Here is a 24,661-nt window from a genome sequence, read left to right as displayed (position 1 = left end):
ATATAGCATAACGTCTCGATCGTGGCATGCCCGGCGAATGGCATAGACCTATTCGATTGGGTGCCGTTGTCGGGAGTACGGTGAAGGTAATCCGCCGAGAGGTGGAGGACCTTCTGTCTCGGTGGGATGCCGGCGTTCGTTGTGCCGGATCCGAATCCGTTACGGCGGTGCCGAGGCGGACGCGAGGCCCCCAGCCATGACCGGTGTCGACGATCTTGCGCGTAAAAAGGCGGCAGCCGGCAGCAACGATCAGCGCGGCAACGGACATCGGGACCGGGTATGGGACCTAGTCAGTGCCCACGGACCAGACGTCACCAGGTTGTGCCGGGCGAGCGCGGCGCTGGTGCCAGGCGTCGCCGGAATAGGTTTGTCGGCCGGTCCGGCCGGGTCTGTTCCCCGCCTCCGATTCTCCAGCGACACGGCCAGCTCACAGCTGGAAGCCGCGCAGCTCACCCAGGACGAAGGCCCCTGCCGCGACGCCACCGCGACGCGGCGGCCGGTGCTGGCCGCTGATTTGTCGGCCGGGTCGTGGCGGCAGCGGTGGCCCCGATTCACGCCCGCCGCGCTCGACGCCGGGGCGCGGGCGGTGTTCGCGTTGCCGCTGCACGCCGGCGGCGTACAGCACGACGGGGCCGTCGACCTGTACCGGCACACGCCCGGCGAGCTGGCCGGCGCCGACCAGCTCGACGCCGCGACCTTCACCGCGGCGGCCACGGAGCTGCTCACCCTGGAGCGTCACGGGCTGGACCTGACCGAAGTGTTCGCCTACGGCTGGAACGGCGCCCAACCCGTGAACACGGCCGATACGGTCCGCGCCGTCACACCGCCACCGATGCCGCAGGATGCCGACAGTGTATTGCTGGCCTGCTGGTTCGGGTCGACGAAGTTCGGCCCGGTGCGCGACCAGATCCATACCCTGGCCGCCGGCCAAGGACTACACGGCGAGCACGCGGACCGGCTCGTCCTGGCCGTGCACGAGGCAGCCAGCAACGCGGTGCGTCACGGCGGCGGACACGGCCAGTTGCTGTTGTGGCGCCGCGACGGCCGACTGTGGTGCGAGATCAGCGACCACGGCCCCGGCATCCCCCCGACACCCGCGGCCAATGAGCACACCGCCGGTGCGGAGCATCCCCGCTGGGGCGGTCTGCAGCTCATCCGGAGCGCCTGCACCAGCCTCGACATCACCACCGACACCACCGGCACCCGGCTGCTGCTCAGCTACCGGCTCGGACCGCGATCACGGTAATGAACCCTGATGAGGCGGCCGGTGTTCGGATCGTGGTCACCGAAGTCCGCCGGCGTGACGGGGCCATCCTGGTCACGGTCACCGGCGATCTCGACGTCGAAACCACCGCCATGTTTCACCGCCGGTTGGGCGACATCCTCGACGGCCGGGATGGCCAGCGTCTCGACCTGGACATGTCCACTCTCGGCTTCTGCGACCTCGCCGGCCTGCGCGCCCTACACGCCCTGGGTCTGGCAGGTGCCCCGGTACGGATCGTCGCGGCGGGGCCGAGCCTGAATGTGCTGCTGCGCCTGTGCCAGATTTCCGTGCTGCTGGACTACACGCCAGCCCCGGCACACCCCGACGAGGCCTGAGGTGACTCTGATGATGCCTGTCTTCTACGCACGGCCCGAAGGCGAGGGCGTCCCGCTCGACATGGACTCTGCCCTCGCCAGCTTTGCCACCGCGGGATCACCCCGCCAGATCCGGTCCGATGCGTTCACCGGCGCGGTGGACATGGCTATCGCCGAGGACCTGCGCGAAATACCGGACCCGCTCGCGCTGCGGGTGAACATCGCCCTGCCCGGCACCACACCCCTGCTCAGGCTCCACCATCTCGACAACTACGTGTTCCCGCTCATCCCCAGGCTCACCGCGGGCACCAGGCGGCAGTTCGCCTCAGTGTGGGCAACCAAACGGCACGCGACCAAGCACTCCGTCGCGGTATGCCAGGCACGCGGCATCCGTGACCCCGGCGCAACGTACTCGTTTCAGGCCCGAACGACGGCATCGGCGATCAGCCCCGATTACAAGAAACAGATTCGCCGCCAGCTCACCGCAGACCGGCCGCTGCCCGACGGTGGCATCGCCCTGCAGCTCTCCTTCGTCGTAGGCCGACGCCGCGCATGGCCGAACCTCTGGAAGACAACGATCGACGCACTCGGCGCCATCATCGGACACGACGCCAGCAACTCCGAGGGCTCCGTCCACGACGGTCGTATCACCGACCTTGGACTGCACTGCCGCGTCGACCCGGCCACAGGAAGTGACGTCATCATCGCCATCCGCGCCCAGGCCGACAACCAGCTGACCACCGCATGACTCAACGGCATCCGCCTTGGCCATTTGGGCTCCCGCCCGCCCATCTAGGCCCGAGGGTCGCCTCGCCTCAGCAGAGGTACAGACCGCTTCACGAAAGGTTGTGCCGCTGCCGATCGGCGGTCTCGCCGCCCCGGACACGAGCGAGGCGTAGGCCGGCCGCTACCTCGATGCCGCCGTCCGCGGCGTCCGCTCCGACGAGGTCGCCGACAAGATCGCCCTGCACCTGGCCCAGTTCCGCGACCACTTCCACCACGCGCACGGCCACGACCGGCTCTCGGCCGTCGTCCAGCGCGAAGTCGTCGCCTGGCGCACCCACCTCACCACCGGCCGGGACGCCGGCGGACTCGGCCTGGCCCCCGCGACAGTCAACACCCACCTCGCCTCGCTATCCGGGTTCACCACCTGGGTGTGCACCCACGACCCGGCCGCCCTGCCGCACGGCAACCCCTGCGCGAAAGTCGGCGACCTGCCGCTGCCCCCGCTCGAGCCCCGCGCGCTGCCCCCCGGGCAGGTCCGCACGCTCAAGAACGTGCTCGACCGGCTGCCTCGCTTCCACCAGGACTAGGGCCGCCGCCGCAGCGCGGCTGGCGAGCTGCACAGCCACGCCCGACCGCTACGTGACCGGGCGATGATGCACACCCTGCTCGGCACCGGCCTGCGCCGCGAGGAACTGGTCAACCTCGACCTGGACCAGGTCACCCCGAACACGCCGGAGGCGCTGCGCGCGGCGAAGAAGGCGAAGATCAGCAGCATCCGGGGCAAGGGCGGCACCAGCCGCACCGTGTTCCTCGGCGCCGACGGCCGCACGGCCCTGGCCGACTACCTCGAACACGAACGCCCCGCCGACACCGGCCCGGCCGCGGCCGCGCTGTTCCTGTCCGCTGCCTCGATCGGCGCCCGCCGCCCCGACGGCCGGCTCTCCCCACGCTCGATCAACCTGATCTGAGAGCAGATCGGCCGCTGGCACGACGCCGAACACGGCGACCCGGCCCGGCGCATCAGCCCGCTGCGGCCCCACGACCTACGGCACTCGTTCGCCTTCGCGCTCGCCGAGGCCACCGACAGCGACGCCTACGAACTCGAACGCCGACTCGGTCACCAGTCCCAGCGCTACATCCACCGCTACACCAACCCACCCGAAGACATCGCCTCCGGCTACGTCGAAAACCTGTAGCCAGTGCCAGATCAAATACCTGGCAGCTGGTCGCACCTTCGTCAGCAACCCCCTACGAGCGGGCGCCGAGGCCGGGCGTCCGCTCGATCCCTATTCAAGATCATCCTTAGCGTTACTTTTCGTTCCGATGCTCCTCAAGGGCCGCTTCCTCCGCCCAGGTAAACCCTTCACGGCTGCGGGCGGCCTCAGCGGGCTCTGCGATCTCATGGCAGTTCTCGCCACACGTCGCGCCCAGGTCCGGGCCGCCGCGACGCCGTACCTGAGGGAGCGCAGAGCTACCAGCCCCCTGCTCTGGCTACACCATAACTGTCATTATGGTGCAGCGGTGTTTTGTCCGGTTTCTGGATTACTGGATTACCGTTAATAGCAATCTAATAATTACCCCACATCTCGGGCGCGGGGTTGCCGTGGAGGATCTCCGTTTGATCGTCTGCCTGACGAGCCGGATAGCGGGCGCAGCTCCGCGTTACGGCGGCAGGCCGTCGCGGGGCTGCTGTCGCTCAGCGCCCGCGTTGACGTCCCCGGCGGATGCTTACCGGGATCGAGCACGCAGAGGTCAGACGCCGGTCCTGCCGCGCAGGTCCCACACCCAGACGTCGAGGTGCTGCTCCGCCGAACCGAACACCTGCTCCAGCAGTGCACGCAACGGCTCGTTGCCCTCGGCGGCTCGCAGCACGACCACCGACCCACGCCAATGCGTGACGTCGGCCCACACCGCCGCACGCGTCTGGTCGGTGACGGCGGGGACTGTTCCGGTGCGGAGCGTGTCGTTGACCAGGCGGGTGGTGTAGCTGAGAGTGGTGGGGCCGGCGAAACCTGCACCGTTCGCGTCGGGGCCGAGGAAGTAGCCCTCCGGAACCGGGAACTCGTGCAGAGCTTCGGCGCTCCAGCTCAGCGAGTCCCGTCCGGGATAGCTGCTCGGCAGCGGCACCGGGATGAGTGTCCGGCCGGGCGGAACGTACGGGCGCCAGGCGCCGGAGGTGATGAACCGCGGCGGGCGCTGGTCGTCGACGGCCGGCAGTGCGGTGGGGAGGAGCGGCAGCAGGGCGGCGGCGATGAGTGCCCGGGCCGCCGCCGTCATCCGCCGGTCGATCCGCCGCGACGCGACGGCGTCCCAGAAGGCGGCGATGATCAGCGCGATGGCCGCCGTGACGGCGTAGGTGAGCCGGCTGGGCATGAGCAACCCGAGAACCGGCAGGTCGTCCGGGATGTACGCCCACGGCGCGGGGATGTCGGTGACGGTGCCGCCGATGCGAAGCGCCGGGCCGAACGACAGGATGGCGAAGACGACCGCGACCACGGCGGCGATGCGGACACGCAGCGATCGCCGCCAGAGCAGGACCACGGCCACCACGGCGAGCAGGACCACCGGCCATCCGTACCAGGTGTTCTGCTCGATCAGGCCCTGGGTGGTCTCGGCTTCCGCATCGCCGCCCAGGGTGTCGCGGGGCATCGTCAGGTACGTGAGCAGGTCCTCGCCCCAGGTGTGGTAGGTCGGCATGCCGCGGAAGGTTCCGGGCCCGTGGAACTGGAACCAGATCGGGTACGCGCAGAGCATCCCGGCGGTCAGCGCGGTGACGGCAAGCGCGGTCAGGAAGGATCTCGCCCGCAGCCGCGCCTCGCCCGGGCGGTGCGCCGCGCAGGCCACGACGATCACCGCACCGGCGGCCGCGGTGATGAGCAGCAGTTCCTCGTTGATGAACAGCTGGTACGTGACGAGCAGCCCGAGGACGATGCCGTCGCGGACGGAGCGTCCGGTGGCACCGAGGCGGACGACGGCGAGGACGATGAACGGCAGCGCGAAGTTGCTGACGAAGTTCGGTTGCCCGTTGGCGTGATGCACCACGCCGGGGGCGAATCCGGCGAACGCCCCGGCCAGCAGCGCGCCCGGACGCGAGTACCGGCCGTGCCGGTGCAGCACCCAGTAGGTGGCCATGGCGGTGCCGGCGAGCGCTCCGGTCATCCACACCAGGTACGCGATGCGGGGGCCGAGCAGCATGGTGACGGGGGCCAGCGGCAGGGTCACTCCCAGCACCGAGGTGTTGGCCATCATGTTCACCCCGACCGGCGTGTTCTGCCGGGTGGAGAACAGCGGGTTCTCCAGGTGCCGAAGTGAGTAGGCGCCGTGGGACAGCAGCCACTCGAACCAGGTGTGATCGACGGGCAGGTGCGCCGACACCCGCCCGTCAGGGTCGGCCAGGAAGTGGCGCATCACCAGCAGTGCCAGTCCGACGTACGCCGCCCCTACCAGGACGCCGGACGCCACCCGGCGCCGTCGCGGTTCGGAGCCGACCGCGGGTTCGGGCCGGGACGCAGTGAGGTGCTTTGCCGACATGCGCCCTATTTTGCGGTAAATGCCGTGATGGGGCGTTCATCCCGGCCGTGGCGCAAGGCCTCTCGGCCGTGTGTCGGAGAAGTCAGCCGACGGCGATGCGGTGAAAGTATCCGATGACCGGCGCCTGGTCGGGCGCGGACAGGGCGATGTAGCCGTCCGGCCGCACGATCGTGTAGTCGCGAGCGGACGCCGTCCGGTACGTGCGGACGAAGTCCAGGTCGATGCCGGGGACAGGGCCAGGGGCGAGAACCGTGAAGTGGCTGCCCCGGAACAGGTCGAACAGCCTGGCGCCGGTCGGCGTACGGCCGTCGGGTGCCGGACGGCCGCCGCCAGCGCCGATGAGCAGCCCCGGCGGGTAGGTCGGGTGGTCGTTGCCGGCGTTGCGGTGCAGGCGGACGAGGTGGGCTTTCATGATCCGGCCGAGCAGGGGCCGGGGGATCCGAGAGCCGCGGAGCCGGCCGAACTGTCGGTCACTGTCGGCGAGGATGGCTTCGGCGACCGGCATCCGCTCCGCCTCGTACGTGTCGAGCAACGAGTCGGGCGCCGCACCGCGCAGAACGAGGCCGAGCTTCCAGCCCAGGTTGTAGGCGTCCTGGATGCCGGTGTTCATGCCGTGGCCGCCGGCCGGACTGTGCACGTGGGCGGCGTCGCCGGCCAGGAAGGCCGGGCCGTGCCGGTACCGCGAGGCCATCCGCAGGTTGTAGCGCCACTCCGACACCCAGTGGACGTCGGTGATGCGCACGTCCGGGCGGCCGGCGCGCGTGGCCAGAGCCTGCCGGAGCGTGTCCGGGCCGGCGTCGGTGCCGGCCGGCAGCGACACGACGAGCTGCCACAGGTCTCCGTCCTGAATGGGGCGGGCCGCGATCATGTGCCCGCCCGGCGGTGAGCCACAGGTGCACACCGGCCGCACGGTCGAGGCCGTCGACGCGGACGTCGGCGAGCATGGCACGGGCCGTCTCGGTCCGGCCGGTGAACTCGATGCCCAGCTCACGCCGGACCGTGCTCCGACCGCCGTCGGCGCCGACCAGGTAGCGCGCGGCTACCGTCTCGGTGCCGCCCAGGGTACCGGTGAGCGTGGCAGTGACCCCGTCCGGCGTGATGTGGACGGCGGACATCCTGACACCGGATTCGACCTTGCCGCCCAGCTCGGCCAGCCGGTCACGCAGGACGGCCTCGGTGCGCCACTGCGGCAGCATGAGCAGGTTCGGGAAGGGCCGATCGATCGTCGCCTCGGCCGGAGGCAGGTCGAGGTCGAACAGCCGCCGCGGGCCCAGGTGGAAACGCTGACGCCGTCCGAGGACGGCCTCGGCGGTGATCGTCGAGGCGATGCCGAGGTCGTCGAAGACCGCCAAGGTGTGCGGCTTGAGGCCGAAGGCGCGGGAGCCGACCGCCGGTTCCACCTGCTGTTCGACGATGCGGAAGTCGATGCCCTGCCGGGCGAGGTCACACGCCAGGGTGAGCCCGGTGGGCCCGGCGCGGTCCATATGGAGGGGTGAAGATGTCGTTACGGTTCGCGGTGCTCGGTCTGCTGGAGGACGGGCCCGCCAGCGGGTACGCGTTGACCGCGCGGTTCGAGAAGTCCCTGCAGCGCTACGCGTGGACCGCCCGGCAGAGTCATCTCTATCCGGAGCTCGGCCGGCTCGCCGAGGACGGCCTCATCGAGGTGGTCGAGCAGGGCGCCCGGGGCCGCCGGACGTACGCGATCACCGACGCCGGCCGGGCCGAGCTTCGCGCCTGGCTGCTGTCGACTCCCAAACCCCGGGCGGTCCGCGACGAACAGGCCCTGCGCCTGTGCCTCATCTCCGCCCTCGAACCGGCGGAGGCGCGGGACATCGTGCGGAGCCATCTCGCCGAGGCCGAGGCGATCAGCGCCGAACTACGCGCTCTGGCGGACGCCGCCGACGCCGACTCTAACCACCCGCGGGGCCCGTTGCGGTTCGGCCGCCTCGCCATGGAACTCGGGATCTATCAGAGTGAGGCACAGCGCCAATGGGCGATGTGGGCACTCAACCGTCTCGACGACGCCGCTTCCGACGAGCGGTAGTTCCGGCCCTCGCACGGTTCACAGCTGTGAGCTCCAGGCCGGTGGCGCCGCCCCGTACGCCGGGGGCAGGTGCGGCCAGTGCAACGGCCGCCCGTCGAGCAGTCCCGGCGGGCTGATGCCGGTCCACCCGCCGCCCAGGTCGATCCGGTAGGCACCCGGGTCCTCACGGCCGGGGTCACTCGGGCCGCGCCGTCCCTGCTCGAGCAGCCACCGCGCGGTGCGTTCGAGCGACACCGACACGTGTGCGGCCGCACGGTCACGGGCTCGCCGGACGAGGGCGGACAGCACCCCGGCAGCGAGCAGGTAGCCGGTGGCGTGGTCGAGCAGCTGGCAGGGCAGCGCACCGGGCGTGTCGCCGTCCCCGGCCGCCCAAGCGATGCCTGTGGCGACTTGCACGAGGCTGTCGAAGCCCCGGCGACCGCCCCAGATGCCCGCCGTTCCCCAGGCCGAGAGGGTGGCCACGACCGTGCCGGGATGCCGTTCGGCGATCTGGGCGGGTGTCAGGCCGAACCGGTCGAGCGCCCCGGGCCGGTAGCCGGTGACGATCACATCGGCCTGCCCGGCGAGCCGGTGCAGCGTCCGCAGGCCCTGTTCGGTACGGGCGTCCAGCAGCGTGCTCCTCTTGCCGAGCACACCGTCGACCGTGAGCGCGTCCAGCTCGGGCCGTGCGGGGTCGTCGACGCGCAGCACCTCGGCGCCGAGCGCGGCCAGCATCCGGGTGGCGACCGGTCCGGCGAGGACCCGGGTCAGGTCGAGAACCCGTACGCCGGACGCGGGCAGGGGACCGGCCGCCGGTAGCGCGGCCGCGGCGCCCAGCGGCACCGTGCTGACCAGCGGGGCGTCGCCGGCCGGATGCTCGGCACGCCACTGCTGCGTCGTGCGCGCCGCGACGGCCAGCCCGCCCGCCTCGTACACCAGCTGCTCGACCTGGAGCGCCGGTCGTCGCGCCACCGCGTCGGCGAGCAACGGCTGGACGGCGTCGTCCGGGCCGTCGGGCACGGCCAGGGCGCGCAGCAGCACTGAACGGTGCCACGGATAGTTGGCGTGGGTGCGCACCCAGCCGTCGGCAGCCGGCCACCACCGTGACAGCGGCGCGAACCCCGGGACGGCGTGGCCGGCCGGGTCGCGCAGGAGCGCCTCGCTGCGCACCGCGGCGGCGACATGGGCGGTGTCCACCGTGACCCGGGGCCGATGGCCGGTGCGCGCGTGCGCGAGCTCCGCCGCGGCCAGCAGGCACCCGGCCACGGCGGCCGTAGCGCACTCGGCCACGGCCAGCGCCGAGTGCAGCGCCGCCGGGCGGGCGACGCCGGTCACGGTCGCCTCGGAAATGCCCGGCAGGCCGGCACCCAGCACGGGCGTCATGCGCCCAGCACCCGGCGGGCCTCGGCCAGCACCGGCTCTGACGCCAGGCTCTGCCACGACGCGAACAGCTCACGGAAGTACGCCCCGTGCCGCCGGCCGATGGTGGGATCCTGCTCCACGACGTCGAGCTCGTTGACGATGCTCAGGTCGGCGAAGCCCGCCACCAGGTCTGCGGGCAGCTGCTCGGGGCCCCCGGTCCACCGGTTCCACACCTGGCGCGTGGCCGGCAGCGACTCCCACGTGCGCGAGCGGTCGCAGGCGCCGTACAGGTAGACCAGGGCCTCGGCGCGGTGGCCCACCAGCTGCCGCAGCGGGGTGCGATCCGCGGGGTTCAGCAACGTCAGGTCGAATCCGTCGGTGCCGTAGGCCGCGTGGGTCAGCCCGGCCAGCCGCACGTCGTCGCCGTGGCCGAGCGTTCCGAGCCGGTCGTGGACGCGGCCGAGGTGGGCGTAGAGCGTGCCGCCGGGATGGTCGATCGTCGCCGCGCCGTGCTCGCGCAGCCACGTCTTGACGTCGTCGGCGTTCACGGCCGCATCCGGGCCAGCCGGCCGATCTCCAGGGCGACCCAGACCTCGCCGTCGGGGGCGACGGTGAGGCCGTGGGGTTCGCTGCGCGGCGTCGGCAGGTCCCAGCCGGTGACTGTGCCGTCGCCGGTGATGTGGCCGACCCGGTTGGCGCCCCACTCGGTGAACCAGATGTCTCCGGGTCCCGCGGCGGCGACGGCGTGCGGGCGCGCGGACCGGTCGGCCAGCGGGAACTCGTCGATGTCGCCCGCGGTGGTGATCCGCCCGATCTGCCCGGCGCCGATCTCGGCGAACCAGAGCGCCTCGCCGTCACTGGTGATGCCGACCGGAGCGGCGCCCGGCGTCGGCAGGTCGAACACGCGCATGTCACCGTCGGTGCCGATCCGCCCGACAGCGTTCGCCTGGTTGAGCGCGCACCACAGGGCGCCGTCGGGCCCTGCGGTGATCGCGGCCGCGAACGCCTTGTCGACGGGCAGGTCGAACTCGGTGACGACACCGTCGACGGTCACCCGTCCGATGCGGTCGGACTGCATCTCGGTGAACCAGAGCGCGCCGTCCGGGCCCGCGGCGATCCCGTACGGCCCGGCGCCGGCGGTCGGCACGGCCACCTCGCTCAGCTGCCCGTCAAGGGAGAGCCGGCCGATCCGGTCGTCCTTGGTGCGGGTGAACCACAGGGCGCCGTCCGGCCCGGTGGTGATGACGGCCGGCTGCGCCGCCGGGGCGCCCAGGTCGACCAGCGTCACGCCGCCGTCGTCGGCGACCCGGGCTATCCGGCCGCTGTGGGTGAGGGTCACCCATGCCGCCCGGTCCGGGCCGATGACGATCCCGTACGGGCCGGCGTCGGCGTCGGCGATCACGACTTCCTGAATCCGCACAGGACGACCCTGCCGTCCCCGGATGGGGGGCCGCAACGGGTTTGTGCGCCTTCTTACGTCACAGATTCCAGGGCAACCTTCAGGGTGCGGGCGTGCACCGGAAGCAGCGGCAGGCGGACGTCCGGCGTCGGGATCCGTCCGCGCGCGTGCAGCACGGCCTTGATGACGGTGGGGTTCGGCTCGGCGAACATGGCCAGCGAAAGACGGGCCAGGCGCCGCGCCAGGGGTCGCGCCCGCGCGACGTCGCCGTCGTCCCACGCCCGGACCAGGTCCGCGAAAGCAGTCGTCTGCAGGTGAGCGGAGGCGACGATGCCGCCGTGGGCGCCGAGGGCCAGCAGCGGTGACAGGAACGCGTCGTCACCGCCGAGGATCGCGAAGCCGGGAGGCGGGTCGGCCAGCAGCGCCACGGTCTCGTCGTCGATCCCGCCTGCGGCGAGCTTCACGCCGGCCACGTTGTCCAGCTCGGCGATGCGGCGCAGGGTCGCGGCCGACAGCCGCTGCCCGGTCCGGTACGGCACGTGGTAGACGATCACCGGTGCCGGGCTGCTGCGGGCGTACGCGGAGAAGTAAGCGACGACGCCCTCCTCGCCGGGACGCACGAACGGTGGCACCAGGGTGAGCACGGCCTGGGCGTCGCCCGGAGGCGGCGACGCGGTGCCCGCGGCGACGACGAACGGCGCCTGCCGCTGCCGGCACACCCGCGCGACCACCTCGACGACGCCGCGCTGCTCGTCAGGGCTCAGCGCACCGGGCTCACCGGTCGTGCCCAGCGCCACCAACCCGCGCGCGCCGTCGTCCAGCACCTCGCGGGCCAGGCGCTCCAACGCGTCGAAGGCGACGCCGCCGCCGGTGTCGAAGGGGGTGATCAGTGGTACGTACAGGCCGGTGAGAGTCATGCCCCTGACCCTCGCCCCGCGCTCACCATCAGGTCCAGTTCACGTTTGTACGGTAGTGCGTAAGCTCAGCTGATGCTCGACGTGCGCCGGCTCCGGCTGCTGTGCGACCTGGACCGCCTCGGCACGATCGCCGCGGTGGCGCAGGCGCACAGCTACACCCCGTCCGCGGTGTCGCAGCAACTGTCCACGCTGGAACGCGAGGCGGGGACCGCCCTGCTGGAACGCACCGGCCGGCGCGTGACGTTCACCGCGGCGGGCCGGGTACTGGTCGCCCACGCCGAGACGGTCCTCGCGGCCCTCGAACGCACGACGGCGGCGCTGGCGGCGGTGTCCGCGCAGCTGACCGGCCCGCTGCGCATCGGCGCGTTCCCGACGGCGGTCCGGACGCTGCTCCCCCAGGCGCTGGTGAGCCTGGGCCGCGACCACCCGGCGCTGGAACTGCGGGTGACCGAGCTGGACCCCGTGGCGGTGCCCGGGGCGTTGCGGGAACGGCAGCTGGACGTGGGCCTGGTGCAGGACTACGACCTGGCACCGGCCGAGGCGGATCCGGGCCTGGAGACGACAGCCCTGCTCGACGAGACGGTGTACCTGGCGGTGCCGGCGGACACCGGGACGGCGACGGTCTCGCAGGCCCGGAACCGCCCGTGGATCCTGGCGACCCCGGGAACGCTCTGCCACGCGGTGACGCTGCAGGTGTGCCGCGCCGCCGGGTTCACGCCGCGGATGCGGCATCAGGCGGACGACTTCGCCACGGTGCTGGCGCTGGTCGCGGCAGGTCAGGGCGTGTCGCTCGTGCCCGAGCTCGCCGTCGGAACACCGCCGTCGGACGGGGTGACGCTGGTGCCGTTACCGTACCGGCGGCGTACGTCGATCGCCTGCCGCAAGGGCGCCGCCGCCCACCCGGCGGTGACGGCGTTCGTCGCGGCCCTGCGCGAGGGGTAGCTGCGATGAGACTCACCTACTGTCCGGACACCTCGCCCGCGGACTGGCTGGTGCGCTCCGGCACGCCGCCGATGCAGCTGATCACCTTCGGGCCGGCGGTCTTCGAGGCGTACGCACGCCTGCGCTTCATCCCGGACCCTTCCGCGCCGGGTCAATCGGAGAACGAGGTCGAGCTGCCCGGCGACCACCCGTCGGACATCGCGCAGGTGCGGCGGGCGCTGCACCTGCGCGCGCCGTTCACGTCCGCTGCGGACGAGTGCTACTTCTGCCTCTGGGAGGGCTACTCCGACGCCCCGCTGCCACCGGACGCGCGGCACGGCCCGCTGGTCGAGATCCCTCATCGCCGCTTCGCCCTGTTCCGCGGTTCGCTGCACGACATCGACGCGTGGGAGGCCGAGCTCGGCGGCGGCCTGCCCATCGCGCCGCCGGCGTACGCGTGGCCGGCCGACCACCGCTGGTGCCTCACCGCCGACGTCGACCCGCACTGGGCCGGCATCGGTGCGCAACGCGCCGCGATCGACGCGCTGGCCGGCGACCGGAGCCTCGACGTGGTCCCGGCCCGTCCCACGGAATCCCAGCCGAACTACTCCTGACGTGGCGGATCAGCTGCCGGCGTTGGCGCTGGCGTCGGTGGCCGCCTTCGGGCTGGCGCTGATGTCGGCGGTGGCCGGGTTCGGTGGCGGAGTGCTGCTGCTGCCGGTGTTCACCGCTCTGTTCGGGTTGCGCATGGCGGTGCCGATGCTGACCCTGACGCAGGTGGCGAGCAACGCCTCCCGGACGTGGCTCAACCACCGGGAGCTGCACGGGCGGTTGACCGCCTGGTTCGCGCTCGGCGCGGTGCCCTTCGCGGTCGCCGGTGGGCTGCTGCTCGCCCACGCCCCGCTGGGGGCACTCAAGCGCCTGCTGGGGGTGTTCCTGATCGCCGTGGTCGTCTGGCGGCGGCGCCGTCCGCGGCCGCGCCGGCCCGCCGGTCCCGCCTTCGCCGCGGTCGGGGCCGCCTCGGGCCTGGGCTCGGCGCTGCTGGGCTCGGTCGGTCCGCTGACGGCGCCGTTCTTCCTGGCGTACGGGCTGACCCGGGCGGCGTACATCGGCACGGAGGCGGCCGCCGCGCTGACGATGCACGTGGCGAAGATCGCCGCCTACGGGGCGGGGGACCTGCTGACCAGCCAGGTGCTGCTGTTCGGGGCCGCCTTGACGCCGGCCACCCTCGCCGGGGCGTGGGTGGGGAAGAAGGTCGTCGGGCGGATCAGCGACCGGACGTTCGTGATGCTCGTGGAGGCCGGGCTGGTCGTCGCGGGGGTGCTGTTCCTGCTCGGACGGTGATGCGCCCCGGGCCGGGTCAGCGCTCGCCGTCGACCGGCGCCGCGGGACGCCAACCGCGGCGGCGGCCGTGACGCACCGCCGCGGCCAGCACCATCACCAGCACCACCACGCCCGCGCCCACCGCCGCCACGAGCAGCGACATGTCCCGCGCGTCGGCCCGGCGGGCCGCCAGGGCCACCGCCGCCGGGTCCTCGGTGTGCACCACCACGGGTGCCGGTGCCGGCGGCGTCTCGGGGCCCAGCGTCTCGGTCAGCGCACGGTACGGGTTGAGCACCCCGTAGCCGTACTCGTCGCTGCGGGCGCCGCCGGGGGCCGGGTCGGCGGTGGCGAGCAGGCGGCGCGCGACCTGGGCCGGGGTCAATGCCGGGAACCGTTGCCGCACCAGCGCGGCGGTCGCGGCGACGAACGGCGCGGCGAAGCTGGTGCCCTGCTCGGTGACGTGCCCGCCACCTCGCGCGGCGACCGTCACGTCGACTCCGGGGGCCATGATGTCGACGTAGTCGCCGTGCTGCGAGAAGTCGCCGCGCACGCCGTTGACGTTAATGGCGCCGACGCCGATGACGTCGGGGAAGTCCGCCGGGTAGGGCGTGGGGTTCTTGTCCTTGTCACCGCCGTGGTTACCGGCGGCGGCGACGACCACGACGCCCCGGTCGACCGCCCGCGCCACGGCGGCCCGGACCGCGTCGCTCTGCTCCGTCATGACCAGCGACATGTTGATGACGTCGGCGTCGCCACCGTTGGGGCTGGACGCCCAGTCGATGGCGTCGGCGAACGTGCCGGGGCTGGTGGGCTCGGTCTGCGCGGTGCGGTCGTCGGTGTCGGTCTGCTCACTGACGCGCACCGGGACGATCGTCGCGTCCGGGGCGAGGCCGCGCGGCCCGGCCGCCCCGTCCGGCCCGGCCGCGATGATGCCGGCGACCCCGGTGCCGTGGCCGACGCAGTCCTGGCGGGCGTCGGCGTTGCCGTGCAGGAAGTCCCTGCCGGGCGCGACCCGGCCGCGCAGCTGCGGGTGGGAGGCGTCGACGCCCGAGTCGATGACGGCGACGCGCACGCCGGCGCCGGTCGCGAACGGCGCGAGCCGTTCGGGGGCGAACAGTTGCGTCTCGTACGGCTTGTCCTTGCTGACCTGGGCGATGGCGGGCTGGTTGGGGCACACGTAGGCCCTGGCCTGTGCCGGCGCGGCCGGCAGCAACGTCGCGGCGATCACCGCGACGGCCAGCGCCGCCTTGCTCGACTGCATCCCCACCCCCGTACGAAACGACCGGGTGGATGCTACCGAGGCGGGGGCCGCGGCGGCGCCCGGCCGGGGCCCCGATTGACCCGCAAACCCGCGCGCCGATAGGTTGTGGGGACCATCTGCGCCGTTGTGAGGGAAACCGGTGAGAGTCCGGTGCGGTCGCGCCACTGTGAACGGATCCGTGCGGGTTCGTGAGTCAGGACGCTCACTCGTCGCAGGCCTGTCGATTCGGGACGCGTCATCCCGCAAGGAGGTCTGATCCGTTATGCCCAAGGTCCAGGCGGTTCGCCCGCTCAGCCCGGCCACCGTCTCGCCCCGCGTGCTGTGGACGGCGGCCGGCGTCGTGGCGGTCCTGCTCATGCTGGCCTATCTGGTGGCCTTCGACCAGGGAGCGGTCTCGCAGAGCGGCATGTACCTGCACGAGCTGATGCACGACGGCCGGCACCTGCTGGGCGTCCCGTGTCACTGACGCCGGCTCGCACCGGCCCCGGTTACGGGGCGTTGCTGCTGCGTGGCCTGCTCGCCGGTCTGCTGGCCGGGTTGCTCGCGGGTGTCTTCGCGTACGGGTTCGGTGAGCCCAAGGTCGACGCGGCGATCGCCATCGAGGAGGCCGCCGCCGCACAGGAACCGGCCGCCGCGGACCACCACGGCGACGAGGAGCTGGTGTCCCGCGACGGTCAGAGGGGCGGCTTGTTCCTGGCCACGGCCCTGTACGGCGTGGCGATGGGCGGCCTGCTCGCCACCGCGTACACGTTGCTGCGCCGGCGGCTGCGCACGGCGCACGACTCCCGGGCCGCGCTCGGCCTGGCCGCCGCAGCGCTGCTGGGCCTGGTGCTGGTGCCGTTCGTGAAGTATCCGCCGAACCCGCCGGCGGTCGGCGATCCGGCCACGATCGACCAGCGCACGATCAGCTATCTGTCGATCGTGGTGATCGGCCTGGTGGCCGTCTGGGCCGGCGTGCTCGCCTTCCGCGCCGCACGCGCCGGCGCCCCGGAATGGGTGCGCGCCGCCGCGGGTCTCGCGGGTTTCCTGGTGGTCGTGGTCATCGGGTACGCGCTGCTGCCGAACATCGACGAGGTACCCGCGACGTTCCCGCCGAGCCTGCTCTGGAACTTCCGGATCAGCTCGCTGGGCACCCAGGTGACGCTGTGGACCGTGCTGGGCCTGGCGTTCACGGCGCTGCTGTCGCGCCTCGGCGCGCGTGACGCGGCCGCGCCGCAGGAGCGGTCGGAGTCCGTGCCGGTGTGAGTGGCCTGCGGCTGCTCGCCTGCGCACCGACGGCGGCCCTGAGGGCCGGACGGTTCGGCGGCGACGAGGACATCGACGAGGGTGGCCGCCGGGCCGCCCTCGCCATGTCCCCGCCCGGCCGCGGCGACCTGTGGGTGTGCGCGCCGTCCCGGGCGGCGCGCGAGACCGCCCAGGCCCTGGGCCACTCGGCGATCACCGCACCGGAGCTCGCCGACCCGGACTTCGGCCGCTGGGACGGGCTGAGCCTGGACGACGTGTCGGCCGGCGACGCGAAAGGGCTGCAGCAATGGCTGACGGACCCGCGGTCGGCCCCGCACGGCGGTGAGTCGCTGGCCCGGGTCCGGCAGCGGGCCGGGTCGTGGCTGGACGCGATGGCACGCCAGCGCGTCGTGGTGGTCGCCCACCCCATCGTCGTACGGGCGGCGCTGTGTCACGCCCTGGCCCTGCCGGACGAGGCGGTGTGGAACCTGGAGGTCGCGCCGCTGTCACTGACCCGGCTCACCTACCGCACCGGCCACTGGCGCCTGCATTTCCCCGCCGCCGGCTAACCCGCCTCAGCCGAGCACCTCCCGCGCCCACCGGGTCAGCACCTCGAGCACCGGTGCGCGCCCCGCGAACGTCGCCGCCGTGTCCCGCGTGTCGTACGCGCCCTTGCGGGGGCTCTGCGACGCGGCCGTGACCATCCGCGGCGCCAGCCAGTAGTACTTCGCCGCCCCCGTCACCTTGATCGCCCGGTCGACGGTCGCCGGGTCGACCGCGGCGCCCAAACCCCGCCGGTAACCGTCGCCGACCGCCGCGACCACGTCGTCGATCAGCGCGATGTCGATGAGCCCGTCGAAGAACGCGTCGAGGGTCAGGTTCGCGACGTCCTCGCCGACGGCGCCGGGCCCGGTGAACGCCCAGTCGAGCAGCACCGGCCCGGTGGCGCCCAGGATCAGGTTCATCGGCCACAGGTCGTGGTGGCACAGGGTCCGCGGCAGCCGGTCGGCCTCGGCGAGCAGGTCGGCGCGCCGGTTCCAGAGGGTGCGCAGGTCGTCGCGCAGGCGTGGCGACCAGGTCTGCGTGACGACCGGGTGGTCCCAGTCGAGGTCGTCGCCGACCGGCTGGGCGCTGGTGTAGTCGCGCAGGAAGTCGCGGGCCAGCCACGGTTCGCCCGGGGGCCGGCCGAGCCACCGGGCCTGCCCGGCTCCCATCCGGTACGCGACGTCGCCGAGCTGCGCGCTGCCGAACGCCGTCCCGGGGGTGCCGGTGACGTCCTGCAGCCACATCGCCACCGAGCCGTCGGCGCGTTCCTCGGTGGCGAGCAGCTGCGGCGCGGACAGGCCGGCGTCGGCGAAGGCGGTCGCGGCCAGCCCGCTGCGGTACGCGAGCAGCTCCCGCAGCCAGTAATTCCAGTGTCCCGGGTCGCCGGAGGCCTGGAAGTGCGCCGCCGCTTCGGGCCGGCCCGGCGTGGCGATCTTCAGCACCGCGCTGCCGCCGTCGCGCGGGACACGCCAGATGCCACCGGTCGCGCCGTTGGTCGTGTTGTGCAGCAGCTCCTCGGCGCGGCTGCCCGGCGCGAGGTCCGGTGGCGGCGTGGGCACGACTGAGCACCGTACCGGATCAAGGCGCAGCGGCGCGGTTGCCGGATGCGGGCCGCCGGCGGCGTTAAGGTCGGGTCGCGATGGCAGAAGACGACGTTTCCCCGACGACGCGGCCGGTACCGAAGCAGTCGGTGCTGACCGTGCCGATCCACGCCGACGACCCGGTGCCCGAGACCCGCCCGTGCGCGCACTGCGGCCGGCCGGTGCCGCAGCGGGCGTCGGCCGGCCGGCCGTTCCGGTACTGCCGCGACAACGACGGCGAGTGTCAGCGGGCCTCGCGCAACGTGCGGATGCGGCACCGCTCCTCGCCGGGCCTGGCCGGGCAGGTCGCCCGCACCTGGGAGGTCGTGGACCGGCTGGACCAGCTGGTCGGCACGCTCAGCGAGGCGCTGCACGCCGAGATGTCCCCGGCCGGCGTGGAACGGCAGGTCGCCGAGGTCCGCGCGGAGACCTCCCGGCAGATCGCGGCCGCGCACACCGAACGCGACGAGGCGCGCCGCGACGCCGACCGGGCCGCCGAGGCCGCCGCGACGGCGGTGCAGGAGGCGGTGGTCGCCCGCGCCGAACGCGACGACGCGCTGCAGGCGGCGCAGACCGCGCACCGGCTGGCGCAGTCCGCGGCCCAGGAGGCGCGCGACGCTGTCACCGCCCGGGACCAGGCGCAGGCGGCGGCGAGCGCGGCGGCCGCCCTGCAGGTCCAGGCGGAGGCGGACCGCGACGCGGCCCGCCGGGAGGCCGACGCGGTGCGGCGCGAGCTGACCGACGCCCGCCGGCTGACCGATACGGTACGCACGGAGCTGACCGAGGCGCGTCACGAGGCGAGCACCCGCGCCCGCGACCTGGACCAGGCCCTGGCGGAGCTGGCGGCGGCCCGCACCGACCGTGACGGCGTGCAGGCGGCCCGGGAGACGGCGCTGCGCGAGCGCGACGAGGCCCGCGCCGGGCGGGACGCGGCCACGGCTGCCGTCGAGGCGGCCCGCGTGCAGCAGCAGCGCGCGACCGAGCAGGTGGCCGAAGCGCGCGCGGAGGCGGAGTCGTTGCGCCGTACCCTCGCCGAGGTCCGCGCGGACGCCGAGGGTGACCGGGCGGCGCTGGCCCGGGTGACCGGTGAGCTCGCCGCCGTGCGCGAGGCCGCGGAGCGTGACGCCGCGGACGTGCGGCGGCGGCTGGAGGCGGCCCGGGCGGACGCGGACGCGGCCCATGACCGGGTGGCCCAGTTGTCGGCGCAGGTCAGTGATCTGGCGTCGGCGGTGGCGGCGCTGGGCACCGGCCGGTGATCCTCCGGTGCCTTTCCGGCGCGGCCGGTCGGCGCAGCACGGCGGTGCGTGCCGGGCGGCGCTAGGCTGGAGGGGGTCCGCGGGCGGCCGGCGGCGCGTACCGTATCCGGTCGAGTGACCGACATCGCACTATCCGTAGATCGCGCAATATCCCGTAAAGTGGACCAAGGTCCACTTCAGGACGGGGCTGAGTCGGCCGATAGGGGACCCTGCCGGTTACGCTCGGAGCGTTAACACCGTCGACATACGGCGGTCGCCGTGGAATCGCGCGACCGTCCGTTTCGTTACACCAACGGCAAGTAGCACCACGAGCGAGGGGAAAGCCGATCATGGGCGAACGCATGCTGCGCGGCAGCCGACTTGGCGCAGTCAGCTACGAGTCCGACCGCAACACGGAGCTGGCGCCCCGGCAGACCCGCGAGTACCTGTGCGTGAAGGGTCACCAGTTCGAGGTGCCGTTCGCCGTCGACGCCGAGGTGCCGATCACCTGGGAGTGCAAGTTCGACGGCAGCGTCGCGCGACTGGTCGACGGTAACGAGCCGGAGCAGAAGAAGGCGAAGCCGCCGCGTACCCACTGGGACATGCTGCTGGAGCGGCGGTCGATCTCGGAGCTGGAGGACATCCTCAACGAGCGGCTCCAGGAGGTCCGCACCCGCCGGGGTCGCTGACCTTCCCGCATCACCCGATCGCCGTTCCGCCCTGCTGGGCGGGACGGCGATTCGCTGTGCTCAGCGGATGATCTCGCCCTCGACGACCTCGCCGGTGACGACCGGGCCCGGAGCGACCTCGCCGGCCGCGGCGCGCGGCGCCGGGGCGGGCTCGTCGACGGGGTCGGACTGGCGCACCCGCACGTGGCGGGGGCCGAACAGGTCACCGGCGACCGCCGCGGACAGCCGGCGCTCCGCCACGCGTTGCACCGCGTGCCGCGCCAGGGGACGCCCCGGCGGCACGATCAGCAGCAGCCCGGCGACGGCCGAGACGAAACCGGGCAGGGCCAGCAGCAGCGCGCCGAGCAGTCCGACGAGCGAGTCGCTGACCTGGCGCCCGGGTGCCCGGCCCGCCTCGGCGGCGGCGCGGAACGACCGCCAGCCGCGGATGCCCTCCCGGCGCAGCAGCAACAGCCCGGCGGCGCTGGACACGGCGATGAGCAGCAGCGTCCAGAGCGCGCCCAGCGCGTGCGCGACGGCGGCGAACACCGCGATCTCGGCCACCGCGAGCAGCAGCAGCCCCAGCGGCAGCAGGGCCAGGCCTCGACGCATCTCTCTCACCCTCCCGCGGATGCCGGCGGTCCGGATGGCACCCGGCCCGTCCAGCATGACGCGGCTACGCGATCACGGCCATGTCGACGGCTGCCGCGGCTTGCGGCCGAGCTTGTCCAGCAGCGCCTCGCGGCGGGCGGAGACACCCCACACAGTGACCCTGAGCAGCTGTTCCTTGAAGATGTTGCCGCTCATCTTGCTGACGCCGTGTTCGCGCTCGGTGAACGTGATCGGCACCTCGGCCATCCGGAAACCGTGCCGGTACGTGCGCCAGGCCAGCTCCACCTGGAACGAGTAGCCCTGCGAGGCGACCGTCGACACGTCGATCGCGTCGAGGACGGGCATCCTGTACGCCCGGTAGCCGCCGGTGGCGTCCTTGAACGGCATGCCCAGCGCCATGCGGATGTAGATGTTGCCGCCGCGGCTGAGCAGCAGCCGGTGCAGCGGCCAGTTGTGCACACTGCCGCCCGGGATGTAGCGGGTGCCGAGCACGGCGTCGGTGTCGCGCAGCGCGTCGAGCAGCTTCGGCAGCTCCTCGGGGGCGTGCGAGCCGTCCGCGTCCATCTCCACGACCGCGTCGTAGCCCTTGTCCTTGGCCCACGCGAACCCGGCCACGTACGCGGCGCCGAGGCCTTCCTTGCCGGCGCGGTGCAGCACGAACACGTGGTCGTCGGCGGCGGAGATCTCGTCGGCGATCGCGCCGGTGCCGTCGGGCGAGTTGTCGTCGGCCACGAGGATGTCCACCGACGGCACGGCGCGGCGCACCCGCTCGGTGATCAGCCGGACGTTGTCCGCCTCGTTGTAGGTCGGGATGACCACGAGCACACGGCCGACCCCGGGATAGCCCTCCGAGCCTGCTGCCGTCGGGTTCGCGTCGCTCACCGTACCTCCGTGTTCACTCTGCCGTGCTGTCGTCGCTGCGCCGGCGGCGCCGCAGGGGCACCGCCGCGGCCAGGGCGAGCAGAGCCAGCGCTACCGCCGCGACCTCCGGCCAATGTCCCAAACGAGTGGCCAGCGTACGCGGTCCGCCGACCCGCATGTCATGCAGGACCACGGCGTCCACATTGAATCCGGTCGCGGCGAACACGTGGCCGTCGGTGCCGGCGAACGCCGACACGCCGACCGTCGACACCATCAGCGCCTCGCGCCCGTGCTCGACCGCGCGCAGCCGCACCATTGCCAGCTGCTGGCGCGCCTCGGCCTCGTTGAACGTCGCGTTGTTCGTCTGTACGGCCAGGATCTGCGCGCCGCCGGTGACAGTGTCGCGCACAATCCCGTCATACGCGACTTCGAAGCAGATCACATCACCGACCGTCACAACGGGCGTACGGATGGTGCCCGGCCTGGTGCCGGCGACCATGTTCTGCACCAGGTCCACCTTCTCGGAGACGAACCGGGCGACCGGGCGCAGCGGCATGTACTCCGCGAACGGCACCGGGTGCCGCTTCACGTACACCTGGTCGATGTCGGGGCCGGTGACCGGCATCCACAGGATCCCGGCGTTACGGATCTCCCCCGGCACGTCACCGCGCAGCACCGCACCGACCAGGATCGGCACCCCGATCGCGTCGGCCGCGGCGGCGATCTGCTGGGCGGCGTCCTGGTTGCGCAACGGGTCGATGTCGCTGGAGTTCTCCGGCCAGATCACCAGCTCCGGCCTCGGCGTGCGGCCCAGCCGCACCTCCTCGGCCAGCCTCTGCGTCGCGCGCACGTGGTTGAGCAGCACGGCGGCGCGCTGCGCATTGAAGTCCAGGCCGAGCCGCGGCACGTTGCCCTGCACCACCGCGACCGTGCGCGTCTGCCCCGCCGGCTTCGCCGTCGGCACCCACGCCGGGCCCGCCACCAATGCCGCCAGCACCAGCGCGAAACCGGCCGCACCCGGCCACGTCCGCGGCCGCCAGCTGCGCCACGCCAGCGCCACCAGCGCGCCGCCGGCGGCACCGACGGCGAATGTCACCAGCGGCGCACCGCCGAGGACCGCCAGCCGCAGCGCCGGCGCGTCGTCCTGCGCGAACGCCAGCCGCCCCCACGGGAACCCGCCGAACGGCGCCCGGTCCCGCAGCGCCTCCTGGGCCACCCACAGCAGCCCGCTCAGCAGCGGCCACAACGCGCGGAAACGGTCCACCAGCGGCGACAGCCACGCCGACGCCAGGCCCAGCAGCGCCAGGTAGCCGGCCTGCGCGAACGACAGCAGCATCCAGGGCAGCCAGCCGGCGGCGATGCGGGTCCAGTCCAGCAGCGGCACGAACAGCACCAGCCCGGCGATCACGCCGACACCCAGTCCGGCACGCAACCGCCGCCGGTGCGTGGCAGCCGCCAGCAGCGCCACCGAGACCGGCGCAAGCCACCACAGCCCGTACGGCGGGAACGACAGCAACAGGCCGCCGCCGGCGGCGAACGCCAGCACGACCGCCAGCCACCACGGCAGCGGCCGGGGCCCCGGCGGCGCCTCCGGGGCGCCCGCCGGGGCAGGCGTCGGCTGAAGCGTCAACAAATCCACCCGCGGAAGGCTACCTGGAAGCGGTCACGAAATTATCGCGCGAACGAGCCGCAAGGACACGGCCCGCGGACGACATCGGGGCGTGGCCCGCAGACCACGCCCCGATTGCTCCCAGAGATCCGCTTCCCGGGCCGGTACGCCGGAACGATGTCGCGTGACCTTCGGACCGACCCGCCGCAGGCTGGCTGCCGGCGTCGTGCCGTTGTCTACTGGCCGCACTTCATCCCCGACCCGCACCGGAAGGGCGCGGCCGGTCCGCGCCGCCCCGCCGACCCCCACCCCCTGGACCTGGCGTACGCGGTGGCGTTCGGGTCTTGCCGCGTGGCCAGTGAGCGAAGGAACGAAGCGAACAACAGCCGCTTCCCGGAAAAGGACCCGTCGACGGTACGTCGCACCCCCGGCGCCTTGTCAACCGCGTCCCGCACGCGTGGGCGTGTCGCATTCTTCGGCGTGTCCCCGGCGCGCCCTCCTCGGGCGGGACGACCCCTCACAGAGCGTTCACCAGCGCCGCGGCGACCCGCGGATGATCATCCGCGAGCAGGCCGGCGGCAGCCAGCACGTACTGCGTGTCGACCACCCGGCGCACCTGCCGCGGGGCCGCCCAGCCACCCGCCGTGTCCCCCAGCACCGCGTCGAGGACCTCCGCCCCGCCGCCGTGACGCAGCACGCCACCGGAGCCGACCACCAGCCGCACGTCACGAAGATCACGTCCCCCGGTGCGGGGCAGGCCCGGCCCCGGCGAGTGCCCCCGCGCATGCCGGCGCAGCGCGATCATCGCCGCCGCCGACGCCAGCGCCCGGTCCGTCGCCACGCCGTACGGCCGGCCGCCCGAGATGTCCGGCTCGGGGAGCTTCTCCGCGCCGGCGGCGGCCACCACACCCGGCGCGCCCACCCCCACACCCAGGTCACCCTCGACCGTGCGTGAGCGCCACAACGTCCCCGCCACGTCGCGCTGCGGGCCGTGCGACAGCTCCGCGTCCGGCAGCAACGCCGAGTACACGTCCGTGGTCGCCCCGCCCACGTCCACGACCAGCACCCCGGCAGCGGTCTCGTCGGCCAGCAACGACACCCCGGCCAGCACCGCGTCCGGGGTCGCGCACCGCACCAGCGACGCGAACCGGCGCCCCCTCGACAGCCTCTTGCCGCCGATGACGTGCCGCAGGAACATCTCCCGGATCGCCGCACGCGCCGGAGCCGGATCCAGCACCCCGATGCGCGGCAGCACGTTACCGGTCACGGTCACCGGCACGCCCCGGTCGGTCAGCGTCCGCGCCGCGTCCGGACGGGCGTCCGCGTTGCCGGCGACCACCACCGGCACCCGCATCCGCGACGTCGCCAGCCGGCCCGCGTTGTGCCGCAGCGTCGCCTCGTCACCGCCGTCGGTGCCACCGACGAGCAGGATCACATCCGGACGCGCCGCCCGCAGCGCCGCCACCGCCCGCCCGTCGAGCAGGCCCGCAGCCACATGCACCACCTGCGCCCCCGCCGACAGGCCCACCCGGTGCCCGGCCTCGGCCGTGACCAGCGACTCGTAGCCGACCACCGCCAGGCGCAGCCCACCACCGGCCGACGAGCACACGTACAGCTGCTCGCCGCCACCGGCCACCGCGACCGCCTCGTCCAGACCGGTCAGCACGTCCGTGCCCGAGGTCGTCGGCACCTCGGCGCGGCCCACGACCCGCCCGCTGGACAGGTCGACCCGCAACGCCTTCGTGTACGTGGAACCGACGTCGACGCAGACGGCAAGGGTCACGTC

At 73.2% G+C, this 24,661-nt stretch carries 26 protein-coding genes, 2 pseudogenes and 1 riboswitch; of the genes and pseudogenes, 14 read left to right on the top strand and 14 right to left on the bottom strand.

Features of this window, described 5'->3' with window-relative positions; translation table 11 throughout:
• Nucleotides 1–196: 196 nt before the first annotated feature.
• Genes AB0J80_RS22510 through AB0J80_RS22500 form a run of 3 tightly spaced genes read left to right on the top strand, consistent with a single transcriptional unit; the run spans nt 197 to nt 2,326 of the window.
• Complete coding sequence (locus tag AB0J80_RS22510; RefSeq protein WP_364707966.1) at nt 197–1,246, top strand: ATP-binding protein; 1,050 nt, start codon at nt 197–199, stop codon at nt 1,244–1,246.
• On the top strand, nt 1,246–1,599 hold the full coding sequence (locus AB0J80_RS22505; RefSeq protein ID WP_364707964.1) for an STAS domain-containing protein: 354 nt from the start codon (nt 1,246–1,248) through the stop codon (nt 1,597–1,599). The genes AB0J80_RS22510 and AB0J80_RS22505 overlap by 1 nt, the downstream gene beginning before the upstream one ends.
• 10 nt (nt 1,600–1,609) lie before the next feature.
• Complete coding sequence (locus tag AB0J80_RS22500) at nt 1,610–2,326, top strand: hypothetical protein (protein WP_364707962.1); 717 nt, start codon at nt 1,610–1,612, stop codon at nt 2,324–2,326.
• Nucleotides 2,327–2,414: 88 nt separating this feature from the next.
• On the opposite strand, the gene AB0J80_RS22495 is transcribed toward AB0J80_RS22500, so the two are convergent.
• Nucleotides 2,415–2,702, bottom strand: a complete 288-nt coding sequence (locus tag AB0J80_RS22495) for a hypothetical protein (protein WP_364707959.1) — start codon at nt 2,700–2,702, stop codon at nt 2,415–2,417.
• Between the two features lie 30 nt (nt 2,703–2,732).
• On the opposite strand from AB0J80_RS22495, the gene AB0J80_RS22490 reads away from it, so the two are divergent.
• Entirely contained in the window at nt 2,733–2,891 is a 159-nt protein-coding gene (locus AB0J80_RS22490; protein ID WP_364707957.1) for a hypothetical protein, read from the top strand.
• A 27-nt stretch (nt 2,892–2,918) separates the two neighbouring features.
• Nucleotides 2,919–3,500, top strand: a pseudogene (locus tag AB0J80_RS22485) (site-specific integrase).
• Nucleotides 3,501–4,056: 556 nt separating this feature from the next.
• On the opposite strand, the gene AB0J80_RS22480 reads toward AB0J80_RS22485, so the two are convergent.
• From AB0J80_RS22480 to AB0J80_RS22470, 3 genes and pseudogenes are all read right to left on the bottom strand, one after another.
• Nucleotides 4,057–5,835: a glycosyltransferase 87 family protein gene (locus tag AB0J80_RS22480; protein ID WP_364707954.1), complete on the bottom strand. Its 1,779-nt coding sequence runs from the start codon at nt 5,833–5,835 to the stop codon at nt 4,057–4,059.
• Between the two features lie 82 nt (nt 5,836–5,917).
• A complete protein-coding gene (locus AB0J80_RS22475) occupies nt 5,918–6,703 on the bottom strand; it encodes an FAD-dependent monooxygenase (RefSeq protein WP_364707952.1) in 786 nt (261 codons plus the stop codon).
• 49 nt (nt 6,704–6,752) lie between these two features.
• Nucleotides 6,753–7,319: pseudogene (locus AB0J80_RS22470) on the bottom strand (FAD-dependent monooxygenase); the annotation flags it as partial.
• 14 nt (nt 7,320–7,333) lie between these two features.
• Between AB0J80_RS22470 and AB0J80_RS22465 the strand changes: the two are divergent.
• Nucleotides 7,334–7,879, top strand: coding sequence for a PadR family transcriptional regulator (locus AB0J80_RS22465; RefSeq protein WP_364707950.1), 546 nt, complete (start codon nt 7,334–7,336; stop codon nt 7,877–7,879).
• An 18-nt stretch (nt 7,880–7,897) separates the two neighbouring features.
• On the opposite strand, the gene AB0J80_RS22460 is transcribed toward AB0J80_RS22465, so the two are convergent.
• From AB0J80_RS22460 to AB0J80_RS22445, 4 genes are read right to left on the bottom strand one after another with little or no spacing between them, the layout of a single operon-like run.
• Complete coding sequence (locus tag AB0J80_RS22460) at nt 7,898–9,241, bottom strand: CoA transferase (RefSeq protein WP_364707947.1); 1,344 nt, start codon at nt 9,239–9,241, stop codon at nt 7,898–7,900.
• On the bottom strand, nt 9,238–9,768 hold the full coding sequence (locus tag AB0J80_RS22455) for a DUF6817 domain-containing protein (RefSeq protein WP_364707946.1): 531 nt from the start codon (nt 9,766–9,768) through the stop codon (nt 9,238–9,240). The genes AB0J80_RS22460 and AB0J80_RS22455 overlap by 4 nt, the downstream gene beginning before the upstream one ends.
• Nucleotides 9,765–10,640, bottom strand: coding sequence for a virginiamycin B lyase (locus tag AB0J80_RS22450; protein WP_364707944.1), 876 nt, complete (start codon nt 10,638–10,640; stop codon nt 9,765–9,767). The genes AB0J80_RS22455 and AB0J80_RS22450 overlap by 4 nt, the downstream gene beginning before the upstream one ends.
• Nucleotides 10,641–10,693: 53 nt before the next feature.
• The gene (locus AB0J80_RS22445; RefSeq protein ID WP_364707942.1) at nt 10,694–11,536 is read right to left on the bottom strand and encodes a dihydrodipicolinate synthase family protein; all 843 of its coding nucleotides are present in this window, start codon (nt 11,534–11,536) and stop codon (nt 10,694–10,696) included.
• Between the two features lie 72 nt (nt 11,537–11,608).
• Between AB0J80_RS22445 and AB0J80_RS22440 the strand changes: the two genes are divergently transcribed.
• The 3 genes from AB0J80_RS22440 to AB0J80_RS22430 are packed head-to-tail and all read left to right on the top strand — an operon-like array spanning nt 11,609 to nt 13,801.
• Entirely contained in the window at nt 11,609–12,478 is an 870-nt protein-coding gene (locus AB0J80_RS22440; RefSeq protein ID WP_364707941.1) for a LysR substrate-binding domain-containing protein, read from the top strand.
• A gap of 5 nt (nt 12,479–12,483) precedes the next feature.
• Nucleotides 12,484–13,071, top strand: coding sequence for a hypothetical protein (locus tag AB0J80_RS22435; RefSeq protein WP_364707938.1), 588 nt, complete (start codon nt 12,484–12,486; stop codon nt 13,069–13,071).
• Nucleotide 13,072: 1 nt separating this feature from the next.
• Nucleotides 13,073–13,801, top strand: a complete 729-nt coding sequence (locus AB0J80_RS22430) for a sulfite exporter TauE/SafE family protein (RefSeq protein ID WP_364707935.1) — start codon at nt 13,073–13,075, stop codon at nt 13,799–13,801.
• 16 nt (nt 13,802–13,817) lie between these two features.
• Here AB0J80_RS22430 and mycP read toward each other — a convergent pair whose 3' ends face one another.
• The gene (gene mycP, locus AB0J80_RS22425; protein ID WP_364707933.1) at nt 13,818–15,041 is read right to left on the bottom strand and encodes a type VII secretion-associated serine protease mycosin; all 1,224 of its coding nucleotides are present in this window, start codon (nt 15,039–15,041) and stop codon (nt 13,818–13,820) included.
• A gap of 131 nt (nt 15,042–15,172) precedes the next feature.
• Nucleotides 15,173–15,243, top strand: a riboswitch (cobalamin riboswitch).
• A gap of 60 nt (nt 15,244–15,303) precedes the next feature.
• Between mycP and AB0J80_RS22420 the strand changes: the two genes are divergently transcribed.
• Genes AB0J80_RS22420 through AB0J80_RS22410 form a run of 3 tightly spaced genes read left to right on the top strand, consistent with a single transcriptional unit; the run spans nt 15,304 to nt 16,834 of the window.
• Entirely contained in the window at nt 15,304–15,507 is a 204-nt protein-coding gene (locus AB0J80_RS22420; RefSeq protein WP_364707930.1) for a CbtB domain-containing protein, read from the top strand.
• Nucleotides 15,498–16,286, top strand: a complete 789-nt coding sequence (locus tag AB0J80_RS22415) for a CbtA family protein (RefSeq protein WP_364707927.1) — start codon at nt 15,498–15,500, stop codon at nt 16,284–16,286. The genes AB0J80_RS22420 and AB0J80_RS22415 overlap by 10 nt, the downstream gene beginning before the upstream one ends.
• Nucleotides 16,283–16,834, top strand: coding sequence for a histidine phosphatase family protein (locus AB0J80_RS22410; RefSeq protein ID WP_364707925.1), 552 nt, complete (start codon nt 16,283–16,285; stop codon nt 16,832–16,834). Before AB0J80_RS22415 ends, AB0J80_RS22410 begins: the two co-directional genes overlap by 4 nt.
• A gap of 6 nt (nt 16,835–16,840) precedes the next feature.
• Here the strand turns inward: AB0J80_RS22410 and AB0J80_RS22405 are convergent, their stop codons facing one another.
• Nucleotides 16,841–17,869 carry a phosphotransferase gene (locus AB0J80_RS22405; RefSeq protein WP_364707923.1) on the bottom strand — a complete coding sequence of 343 codons (1,029 nt, stop codon included), beginning with the start codon at nt 17,867–17,869 and terminating at the stop codon, nt 16,841–16,843.
• An 80-nt stretch (nt 17,870–17,949) separates the two neighbouring features.
• Here AB0J80_RS22405 and AB0J80_RS22400 point away from each other — a divergent pair, with 80 nt between their 5' ends.
• Complete coding sequence (locus AB0J80_RS22400) at nt 17,950–19,146, top strand: serine/threonine protein kinase (RefSeq protein ID WP_364707921.1); 1,197 nt, start codon at nt 17,950–17,952, stop codon at nt 19,144–19,146.
• Between the two features lie 329 nt (nt 19,147–19,475).
• Nucleotides 19,476–19,814, top strand: a complete 339-nt coding sequence (locus AB0J80_RS22395; protein ID WP_015622005.1) for an RNA polymerase-binding protein RbpA — start codon at nt 19,476–19,478, stop codon at nt 19,812–19,814.
• A 60-nt stretch (nt 19,815–19,874) separates the two neighbouring features.
• On the opposite strand, the gene AB0J80_RS22390 is transcribed toward AB0J80_RS22395, so the two are convergent.
• From AB0J80_RS22390 to AB0J80_RS22375, 4 genes are all read right to left on the bottom strand, one after another.
• Nucleotides 19,875–20,405, bottom strand: a complete 531-nt coding sequence (locus AB0J80_RS22390; protein ID WP_364707919.1) for an FxsA family protein — start codon at nt 20,403–20,405, stop codon at nt 19,875–19,877.
• A gap of 72 nt (nt 20,406–20,477) precedes the next feature.
• Nucleotides 20,478–21,287 carry a polyprenol monophosphomannose synthase gene (locus AB0J80_RS22385; protein ID WP_364707917.1) on the bottom strand — a complete coding sequence of 270 codons (810 nt, stop codon included), beginning with the start codon at nt 21,285–21,287 and terminating at the stop codon, nt 20,478–20,480.
• 13 nt (nt 21,288–21,300) lie between these two features.
• Nucleotides 21,301–22,896 carry an apolipoprotein N-acyltransferase gene (lnt, locus tag AB0J80_RS22380; RefSeq protein ID WP_364708231.1) on the bottom strand — a complete coding sequence of 532 codons (1,596 nt, stop codon included), beginning with the start codon at nt 22,894–22,896 and terminating at the stop codon, nt 21,301–21,303.
• A 496-nt stretch (nt 22,897–23,392) separates the two neighbouring features.
• Nucleotides 23,393–24,658 (bottom strand): glutamate mutase L, encoded by a 1,266-nt coding sequence (locus AB0J80_RS22375; RefSeq protein ID WP_364707914.1) that lies wholly within the window; start codon nt 24,656–24,658, stop codon nt 23,393–23,395.
• Nucleotides 24,659–24,661: the final 3 nt, after the last annotated feature.

The sequence above is a fragment of the Actinoplanes sp. NPDC049548 genome (assembly GCF_040676695.1).
GTDB lineage: Bacteria > Actinomycetota > Actinomycetes > Mycobacteriales > Micromonosporaceae > Actinoplanes.
The sequence above is the reverse complement of the archived record's forward strand: the minus strand, read 5'-3'. Positions and strand labels throughout refer to the sequence as shown.

What these genes read in the sequence shown, in the direction of transcription:
- AB0J80_RS22435 (WP_364707938.1), top strand. Translation starts at nt 12,484, where the DNA reads ATGAGACTCACCTACTGTCCGGACACCTCGCCCGCGGACTGGCTGGTG.
- AB0J80_RS22500 (WP_364707962.1), top strand. Translation starts at nt 1,610, where the DNA reads ATGATGCCTGTCTTCTACGCACGGCCCGAAGGCGAGGGCGTCCCGCTC.
- AB0J80_RS22395 (WP_015622005.1), top strand. Translation starts at nt 19,476, where the DNA reads ATGGGCGAACGCATGCTGCGCGGCAGCCGACTTGGCGCAGTCAGCTAC.
- AB0J80_RS22465 (WP_364707950.1), top strand. Translation starts at nt 7,334, where the DNA reads ATGTCGTTACGGTTCGCGGTGCTCGGTCTGCTGGAGGACGGGCCCGCC.
- mycP (WP_364707933.1), bottom strand. Translation starts at nt 15,041, where the DNA reads ATGCAGTCGAGCAAGGCGGCGCTGGCCGTCGCGGTGATCGCCGCGACG.
- AB0J80_RS22420 (WP_364707930.1), top strand. Translation starts at nt 15,304, where the DNA reads ATGCCCAAGGTCCAGGCGGTTCGCCCGCTCAGCCCGGCCACCGTCTCG.
- AB0J80_RS22480 (WP_364707954.1), bottom strand. Translation starts at nt 5,835, where the DNA reads ATGTCGGCAAAGCACCTCACTGCGTCCCGGCCCGAACCCGCGGTCGGC.
- AB0J80_RS22510 (WP_364707966.1), top strand. Translation starts at nt 197, where the DNA reads ATGACCGGTGTCGACGATCTTGCGCGTAAAAAGGCGGCAGCCGGCAGC.
- AB0J80_RS22475 (WP_364707952.1), bottom strand. Translation starts at nt 6,703, where the DNA reads ATGATCGCGGCCCGCCCCATTCAGGACGGAGACCTGTGGCAGCTCGTC.
- AB0J80_RS22505 (WP_364707964.1), top strand. Translation starts at nt 1,246, where the DNA reads ATGAACCCTGATGAGGCGGCCGGTGTTCGGATCGTGGTCACCGAAGTC.
- AB0J80_RS22445 (WP_364707942.1), bottom strand. Translation starts at nt 11,536, where the DNA reads ATGACTCTCACCGGCCTGTACGTACCACTGATCACCCCCTTCGACACC.
- AB0J80_RS22440 (WP_364707941.1), top strand. Translation starts at nt 11,609, where the DNA reads ATGCTCGACGTGCGCCGGCTCCGGCTGCTGTGCGACCTGGACCGCCTC.
- AB0J80_RS22460 (WP_364707947.1), bottom strand. Translation starts at nt 9,241, where the DNA reads ATGACGCCCGTGCTGGGTGCCGGCCTGCCGGGCATTTCCGAGGCGACC.
- AB0J80_RS22400 (WP_364707921.1), top strand. Translation starts at nt 17,950, where the DNA reads ATGGCAGAAGACGACGTTTCCCCGACGACGCGGCCGGTACCGAAGCAG.
- AB0J80_RS22390 (WP_364707919.1), bottom strand. Translation starts at nt 20,405, where the DNA reads ATGCGTCGAGGCCTGGCCCTGCTGCCGCTGGGGCTGCTGCTGCTCGCG.